Here is a 7,054-nt window from a genome sequence, read left to right as displayed (position 1 = left end):
TGCCTAATATGGGGTCTGCTCTGCTGGCCGATTGGACTACAAGTGTTGGCTGGGGGATATTTTGGGTGCTTCTTAAAACACTTTTGGTAGTTGCAGTTCAAATCTGGATTAGATGGACCCTGCCGCGTTTGAGAGTAGACCAGTTGATGAGTTTTTGCTGGAAGGTTTTAACCCCTCTGGCTTTTTTATGTATGTTGGTGTCGGGTATCTGGCGGCTCACGATGATGTAATAATAGGGTACAATGAAAAATAAGCTTTTAAATGTCTTCAAAACGGTAGGGAAAGGATTAAGCCTAACCCTCGGACATTTTTTTGCTGCGGCGGAAAGCCGGAAAGTAAAGCCGATAACCGATAATAACTACTTCTCGCAAGATAGCGGAACCACAACTATCCAATATCCTCATCAAAAATTACCGCTTCCGGAAGTTGCACGCTACCAGCTGGATGTGGAAATGGATGACTGCATCGTATGCGATTTGTGCGCCAAGATTTGTCCGGTGGATTGTATAGAGATTGAAAGCATTAAAGCAACAGAGGCCATTGGAAAAACCTCTGACGGTACAACCAAGCGATTGTACGCTGCCAAGTTCGATATCGATATGGCCAAGTGTATGTATTGCGGGCTGTGTACAGTCGTTTGTCCAACTGAATGTATCATTATGACCGATACTTACGATCGCAGCACCTTGACGCTTAACGAGATGGTGTATAAGTTTTCAGACATGACGGCTAGTGAAGCAGAAGAAAAGCGTCTGGCACTGGAGAAACAAAATGCTGAACGCCTGGCAGCAAAACAAGCAGCCTTACAGCCGGATAAAAATAAAGAATGAGTGCTGAACAAATAGTGTTTTACTTCTTTGCCGCCCTAACGCTCATCACAGCGTTTATGGTTGTCAGCATGCAAAACCTCGTAAGAAGTATCTTTCTCTTTTTTGTAACGATTTTTTCGCTTGCAGCCATGTTTGTATTCGCCCTTGCCGACTTCATAGCCGTAACCCAGGTGGTAATTTATGTTGGGGGTGTACTGGTGCTCATGCTCTTTGCTTTTATGTTATCCAACAGGGAATTACTTAGTGGCATGCAAGAACTTAAATCGGGGTTTAAGATGGGTCATCTGGCTGGATTATTAATTGGCGCTGCCTTGTTTTATTTTTTGTTTTCAGCCATCGCTTACGCGGATGTCGCTAATCTTCCCTGGATAAAGGAAAACCAAAGTATTAGTCCAAATGACAACACAATCCACCAGATCGGGATCCATACAATGACACGCTATTTGCTGCCTTTTGAAATGGTGTCTGTGTTTTTAATGATGGCTTTAATTGGTGCAGCGCATCTGGCCAGAAAGGAGAAAAGGTCATGATCCCGCTATCTCATTTTATGTTTATAAGCGCCGCTCTTTTCTGCATTGGGCTTTATGCTGTTCTCACCAAGAAGAATGCAATTCAAATCCTGATCGGAATTGAGTTTATGATAAACGCCGGTATTTTAAATTTTGTGGCTTTTGGAAGGTTCGATAAAATTGATGGTGAGGGGCAAATGTTTGCCCTTTTCGCCATAGTACTGGCCGCAGCTGGAGTTGCAGTTGCACTTGCCATCATATTAAATGTTTACAAGCACTTCAGGACTATAAATCCTGCTAAAATTAATACGCTCAAAGATTAAATGGAGTTTTTGAAATTTTCAAACAACACATTGTGCATATTGTCATTGGCAGCAGTAGTATTCCCTCTTTTGCCTTTGATTTTTAATCTGTTCGGGAAGAAAACATCTGGCTCATCTTTAGCTATTTTCAGTATTAGTGTCAGTTTTATGGCTTCCATGCTCGTTTTTTCAGCGGTTTGGAACAATGATCCGATTCACCAGCAAATTGAATGGTTTACCATAGGAACAAAGGGGTTTAACGCCGGAATTCTGCTTAATAATTTGTCTGTTCTAATGATGCTTCTGGTTTCCGGTATATCCGTGCTTGTCCACATTTACTCTACTTCATATATGAAAGGGGATCCGAATATTCACAAATACTGGGGGTATTTGGGTTTGTTTTGTTTTTCCATGCTTGGCTTAGTTATTTCTGACAGTTTACTGCTTATTTACATGTTCTGGGAACTCGTCGGATTTTCTTCCTATCTGCTCATTGGCTTTTGGTTTACAAAAGACGCCGCATCTCAAGCCGCTAAGAAAGCATTTATTATGAATAGGATAGGGGACCTGGGCTTTCTGGCAGGTGTAATGATTGTGTACAGTCAGTTTGGTACATTCAATTTGGTAGAACTTTTCGGTACAGGGGGATTGGTGGACACGGCATCTATCGTTAATTCTATATGGGTCAGTTCCAGCAATCAGATGCCGGCTATATGGCTAAGTGCTGCCGGACTTGCTTTTTTTATGGGTGCGATGGCAAAATCAGCCCAGTTCCCTCTGCATACCTGGCTGCCTGATGCTATGGAAGGGCCAACTTCTGTTTCTTCCTTAATTCATGCAGCTACCATGGTAGCCGCGGGTGTTTTTTTACTTGCCCGGATTTTTCCTTTATTTGACGCTCTGGTTTTGAATATCATCGTAATTATCGGGGTAATGACGGCATTTATGGCTGCTACCATCGCGCTGACGCAAAATGATATAAAACGTATTCTCGCTTATTCAACCATTTCGCAGTTAGGTTTTATGATCGCTGCAATTGGAATAGGGGCTGTGGGTGAAAGCCTTTTCCACCTCGCAACACACGCATTTTTTAAATGTTTACTGTTCCTTTGCGCAGGTGCGGTAATACATCAGCTTCACCACTATAAGTCAGAACAAAGTCTGGAATTTGATCATCAGGATATCCGCTTAATGGGGGGACTTAGAAAGCACATGCCTATTGCATTCATGACCATGAGTATTGCTGCTGCTGCTCTCGCAGGGTTGCCTTTTACTTCTGGATTTCTATCCAAAGATGCTATGTTAATCACTTCATTTGAATGGGCACACGGTTATAGTGGATTTAAAAAGCTGGTGCCTTATATACTCACTTTAACCAGCTGGCTTACCGCTTTCTATATCGCGCGCTTAATTTTTAAAGTGTTTTTTGGTACGCCGCGTTTCGAAGGAATACATGAAGCTCCTTCGGCAATGAGCCGTATTCTTGTAGTTCTGGCATTTTGCAGCTTGTTTATACTCTTTTCATTAAACCCTTTCTCTTATGAGAATTCATGGGTCTTACAAGGATTTGAAAGTGCAGGCGTCAAGCGAGTTGATAATATACATCTAATCGTTCCTGGCCTGGTGACGCTTGTCAGTATCGTAATCGTGTTCGCGGCGTACAAAATCTACGGCAATAGAGATACAAACGTATTTCCTGAAAAAAGTTTATTATACCGCTTTTCTACGAATGGCTGGTATCTCGACAAGGCATATATCTTGTTGTTTGTTAAGCCGACAGAAGGGGTATCGCGATTAAGCAATAGGTTCGATGTTCTCATAGTAGACGGCACAGTAAATCTGCTTGCGAAACTGGTAAGGATGCTTTCCGGAATATCAGGCTGGTTCGATAGGAGTATAGTCGATGGACTGGTAAATTTTATAGCAGTTTTAGCGGGGAAAACGGGCAATTTTGCCAGGCAATTCCAAAGCGGCAAACTTCAGCATTACCTGATTACTATGCTGACCGTCGTGGTCGCATTTTTTATATTAACATATTTCATATGATTTCCATGACAGGACTTATCTGCAAAAACAATAGTTTAGGGTGATTGAAATGAATAACGTACTCTCTATATTGATTTTTCTGCCTCTTGTGGCCGCTTTTGCGATTATTATGCTGCCAGCGGGTTTCAAGGAAAAGTTTAAATTTATTGCCTTGGGCACTAGTGTTGTTCAGTTTTTTATAAGCCTGCTTGTTTATCTCGATTTCAACAATACCGCAGCGTTTGCAGGGGTAAATAAGGAGAGCCAATTTCAATATATAGAAAAAGTTTCCTGGATAAGGCTCGATCTGGGTTCTATCGGGAAACTTGAAATTGATTACCTGCTGGGTATCGACGGCATCTCTATGCCCTTCCTGATTTTGTCGGCTTTGGTCATGTTTGTAGCTACGCTGGCATCCTGGGAAATCAAGACCAACTTAAAAGCCTTTTTTGCACTTTTATTGCTTTTAAACACAGCCGTTATGGGGGTGTTCTGTGCTCTCGACTTCTTCTTATTCTACATTTTCTACGAGTTGATGCTGTTGCCGCTTTACTTCCTTATCGGGATGTGGGGAGGGGTGAGACGTGAATATGCTGCCATTAAATTCTTCCTCTATACCCTCTTCGGCTCTGTGTTTATGCTACTGGTCATCATCGGGCTGTATTTCTCGGTGCTGAACCCTGCCACGGGCAACCATACATTTAACATGATCCTGATGATGGATCCGGGGAATTACATGGATGGTTCTATATTCTCGTCGGTTGCAAATCAAAATCTGCTTGGAATTTCTGCCCGCCTCCTTGCATTTATAGTGCTTTTCATTGCCTTCGCGATTAAAGTTCCTATAGTTCCTCTACACACCTGGCTGCCCGATGCCCATGTGGAAGCACCCACACCTGTTTCGATTATACTTGCAGGATTGTTATTAAAAGTTGGAGGATATGGCATTATCCGGGTTTGTTATAGCATATTCCCCGACGCTGCAATTCAGTCCTCCTGGTGGATAGGTTTGATTGGTGTCGTGTCGATTATTTACGGCGCTTTAAATGCCCTTGCACAAACAGATTTGAAAAAGCTTATTGCTTATTCCTCGGTTTCTCACATGGGGTTTGTATTGCTCGGCGTTGCTTCTGCAACTACTGAAGGAGTAAGCGGGGGTATTTTACAGATGATAAGTCATGGTGGCTTATCGGCTATGCTGTTCTTCCTTGTTGGGATGCTATACGACAGGGTACATGACCGAGAGATTGCAAATTTCAGAGGGCTGGCATCGGTAATGCCACAGTTTACTACGTTTATCATGATTGCTTTTTTTGCTTCTCTGGGACTTCCGGGTTTCTCCGCTTTCATGGCTGAAGCATTTACTCTGATCGGAGCGTTCACATCGCAGGAGGTCAATGGCTTTTTGCCTCGTTGGATGGCAATAGGAGGATCAATAGGTATCCTTTTAAGTGCTGCTTACTTCCTGTGGACACTGCAACGGATGTTCTTTGGCCAACCCCGATTAAAAGGGGGAGAAGAATGGCTGACCCGTTTAAAAGATGTGACAACCCGCGAGAAACTTGCGCTTGTGCCCCTTGCAGTTCTTGCCCTCGCATTGGGGATTTTTCCTTCACTTATCTTTAATAAAATGAACGCTTCTGTTTTGGCATTCATACAATTGATTTCAGGATAATGAATGACTATTCCCCTTTTATATCATCTTCCATAAACGATACTATTGGTAGTCTCTATCCTTTTTACTCTGAGCTGCTTCTTATAATTGGGTTTCTGCTGGTTATCCTGGCAGATCTATTTTTTTCGAAGAAATATCCGCAATATACTTATGTACTTACGCTGTTAACATTGCTGGCTACAGGCGTCTTGAATTTTCAGAGAATGGATCAGGAACCTGTACCATTATTTGGGGGAATGATCGTCCTTGATCACCTGGCCGTTTTATTCAAAATTCTATTCTGTTTCATCGGTATTCTCTTCGTATTGTTCGTCAGATATCACAAAGCTTTGCAGGATCATAGTAAAGGAATTGGCGACCTGTTCAGCATTTTGCTTGCCCTTCAATTAGGTTTAAACTTGATGGTGATGTCGCAAAATCTGCTCATGGCCTATCTTTCCTTAGAGATGGTATCTGTTGGTTCCTATTTGATGGTGGGTTATCTGTCTAAGAGTCCGAGGCAAAGCGAAGCAGCAATGAAATACGCTCTATTCGGGGCAGTTTGTTCCGCTTTTATGCTCTATGGGATGTCGATGCTTTATGGGTTTTCAGGAAGCCTTGATCTATATTCTCCCGGGTTCGCAAGTTTTCTCAGCACAACTCCTTTTCATGCCTGGGGTTTAGCTTTCATTTTTCTGCTTATAGGGATAGCATTCAAACTTTCTCTGGTGCCTTTCCATTTCTGGGCGCCGGATGTTTATGAGGGTGCTCCCACGCCGGTGACGGCCTTTTTATCTACAGCTCCTAAAATAGCTGGGTTCGGTCTGTTTATCCGGATTTTAGCTCCTTTTCAGCCCTTTGAATTATCGGGGTTTGATAATTCCCTGTTCAGTTTAACGAGCATGCTGGCTGTGCTGGCAATATTAAGTATGATTCTTGGAAATTTCGGCGCGATATGGCAAAATAATGTGAAGCGTATGTTAGCATATTCCTCAATTGGACACACCGGTTTCATGCTGATGGCATTGTTTATTTTTTCAGCCAGCGGATTTAAAGCTCTGATATTCTATATGGTTATATATGCCATAATGAATATGGCAGCTTTTATGATAGTGGATGAAATCGAGGAGAAAACTGGAAAAGAAAATATAGACGAATATAAAGGCCTCGGTAAACCGTTTAACGTGCTGATGATTGCAATGGTTATCGTCTTAGTATCCCTTACGGGATTGCCGCCTACCGCCGGTTTTACTGCTAAGTTCCTTGTTTTTTCTGCTGCGATTGAAGCTTATAATAGTTCCGGATCAACATTGGTAATGGCCATGATCATAACAGGAGCAATAAGTACAGTCGTCTCTTTGTTTTACTATTTCCGTATTCCGTTGAATGCTTTCCTGCGGACCAGTGACCATCAGGTATCAAGCTTTAATTATTCCCCAAAAACATACATTAGTTTATTCCTGGTTTTCCTTTTGATCTTTTTCATCATTTTCCCATCCGTGATTCAGCAGTTTTTGTAAATTAATCAGGGTGATCTTACTCAGATTCCATGATCGAATGCACGACTCATCCAAGCAACTGCTACTTACGGAAGTCGAAAAATCTTCCTATGCATCTGTGCGTTAATAATCACATTGTCAATTTGTTGATGAGCACATTTACAAGCTCCGTTTTCCTTCGATTTCCTTGCCTACTTAAGGATTAAATCTATACTTTTGCACACTCACAACCACG

Annotated in this window: 7 protein-coding genes; all 7 read left to right on the top strand. The window is 42.2% G+C overall.

The window, feature by feature from the left end; genetic code table 11:
• Window positions 1-230, top strand: a 230-nt coding sequence (locus tag WBJ10_RS16285) for an NADH-quinone oxidoreductase subunit H (RefSeq protein WP_424292193.1), incomplete at its 5' end; no start/stop codon positions are given.
• A 12-nt stretch (window positions 231-242) separates the two neighbouring features.
• The gene (locus WBJ10_RS16280) at window positions 243-830 is read left to right on the top strand and encodes a NuoI/complex I 23 kDa subunit family protein (protein ID WP_424292191.1); all 588 of its coding nucleotides are present in this window, start codon (window positions 243-245) and stop codon (window positions 828-830) included.
• Window positions 827-1,360: an NADH-quinone oxidoreductase subunit J gene (locus WBJ10_RS16275; RefSeq protein ID WP_424292189.1), complete on the top strand. Its 534-nt coding sequence runs from the start codon at window positions 827-829 to the stop codon at window positions 1,358-1,360. The genes WBJ10_RS16280 and WBJ10_RS16275 overlap by 4 nt, the downstream gene beginning before the upstream one ends.
• Window positions 1,357-1,662 (top strand): NADH-quinone oxidoreductase subunit NuoK, encoded by a 306-nt coding sequence (nuoK, locus tag WBJ10_RS16270; RefSeq protein WP_424292188.1) that lies wholly within the window; start codon window positions 1,357-1,359, stop codon window positions 1,660-1,662. Before WBJ10_RS16275 ends, nuoK begins: the two co-directional genes overlap by 4 nt.
• A gap of 75 nt (window positions 1,663-1,737) precedes the next feature.
• The gene (nuoL, locus tag WBJ10_RS16265; RefSeq protein WP_424292195.1) at window positions 1,738-3,687 is read left to right on the top strand and encodes an NADH-quinone oxidoreductase subunit L; all 1,950 of its coding nucleotides are present in this window, start codon (window positions 1,738-1,740) and stop codon (window positions 3,685-3,687) included.
• A 49-nt stretch (window positions 3,688-3,736) separates the two neighbouring features.
• Window positions 3,737-5,341, top strand: a complete 1,605-nt coding sequence (locus WBJ10_RS16260) for a complex I subunit 4 family protein (RefSeq protein ID WP_424292186.1) — start codon at window positions 3,737-3,739, stop codon at window positions 5,339-5,341.
• Window positions 5,341-6,840, top strand: coding sequence for an NADH-quinone oxidoreductase subunit N (locus tag WBJ10_RS16255; protein WP_424292184.1), 1,500 nt, complete (start codon window positions 5,341-5,343; stop codon window positions 6,838-6,840). The genes WBJ10_RS16260 and WBJ10_RS16255 overlap by 1 nt, the downstream gene beginning before the upstream one ends.
• The last annotated feature ends 214 nt before the right edge of the window (window positions 6,841-7,054 follow it).

This window comes from Daejeonella sp. (assembly GCF_049655485.1).
Lineage (GTDB): Bacteria > Bacteroidota > Bacteroidia > Sphingobacteriales > Sphingobacteriaceae > Daejeonella.
The sequence above is the reverse complement of the archived record's forward strand: the minus strand, read 5'-3'. Positions and strand labels throughout refer to the sequence as shown.